Raw genomic sequence first — 879 nt, 5'->3', positions numbered from 1 at the left:
ATTAAATACCTTGATGAAGAAAACTTACGGCGTGCATGCGCCAAGCATCCAACGAGCGTGACATCCTTCACCTTGTGGTAACCAGCATAGCCGTCCACGTGAAGATAACTGCTGAATCCGCTCAGATAATCGCGTGGGTTCTCGCCACCACGTGTTGGCCGGTAATCGTACAGCACGATCGGCGGACCCGTTCGGCCTGTGCGATACAGCCATCTGAGACTCGGCAGACTTGCCTGGCTCACGCAGTACCTGCAGTGTTGTTTCGTCCGCATGCAAGATGATGAGGCATCTATGGATAAATGCATAATGGTTAATCTAACTATGAAAAATTTCAACAAACCGTGGGCAATTGCTGGAGGATGGTCGATAGATTTGTTCTTCGGAAAAGTAACAAGACAGCATGACGATATTGAAATTGTCCTTTACAGAAGGGGCCAATTAGCTATTCAAGAGTATTTAGATGACTGGGCTTTTAAGAAGGTGCAAAATCGAACTGTATTACCCTGGGGAAGAAATGAGTATTTAGCCTTACCGATACATGAAACGTATGCTGAAAGAAACAATGAGAAGTTGGAAATTCTGCTAAATGAAACCGATGGTGAACATTAGTTGTATCGTAGAGACGATCGAATAAAACAGGCATTGGATAAAGCTTTTCTGAACACGAATAGTGGGATACGAATTCTAAGTCCATAAATCGTTCTGCTGTACAATTCGAAAGACCCAATACCAAGAGAGGAGATGGATTTTAGAAACATCTATAATTACTTGAGCTTGGAATAAAAACGATGGCTTCGGGATTCGCACTAATAGTCCATTAAACTAGAGATGTTACTCTAGAGTATTTTCGAAAACTTAAAAACCAGAGACGGAGTATCC

Annotated in this window: 1 protein-coding gene and 1 pseudogene; one reads left to right on the top strand and one right to left on the bottom strand. The window is 42.7% G+C overall.

Annotated elements, in window-relative coordinates; translation table 11 throughout:
* A pseudogene (locus PXY01_RS22075) lies at positions 1-279 on the bottom strand (IS66 family transposase); the annotation flags it as partial.
* 12 nt (positions 280-291) lie between these two features.
* Between PXY01_RS22075 and PXY01_RS22070 the strand changes: the two are divergent.
* Entirely contained in the window at positions 292-609 is a 318-nt protein-coding gene (locus PXY01_RS22070; RefSeq protein WP_164744556.1) for a nucleotidyltransferase domain-containing protein, read from the top strand.
* The last annotated feature ends 270 nt before the right edge of the window (positions 610-879 follow it).

The sequence above is a fragment of the Paenibacillus xylaniclasticus genome, assembly GCF_004001065.1.
Taxonomy (GTDB): Bacteria; Bacillota; Bacilli; order Paenibacillales; family Paenibacillaceae; genus Paenibacillus_T; species Paenibacillus_T xylaniclasticus.
This window is presented reverse-complemented; position numbering and strand designations above follow the sequence as displayed.

What these genes read in the sequence shown, in the direction of transcription:
- PXY01_RS22070 (WP_164744556.1), top strand. Translation starts at nt 292, where the DNA reads ATGGATAAATGCATAATGGTTAATCTAACTATGAAAAATTTCAACAAA.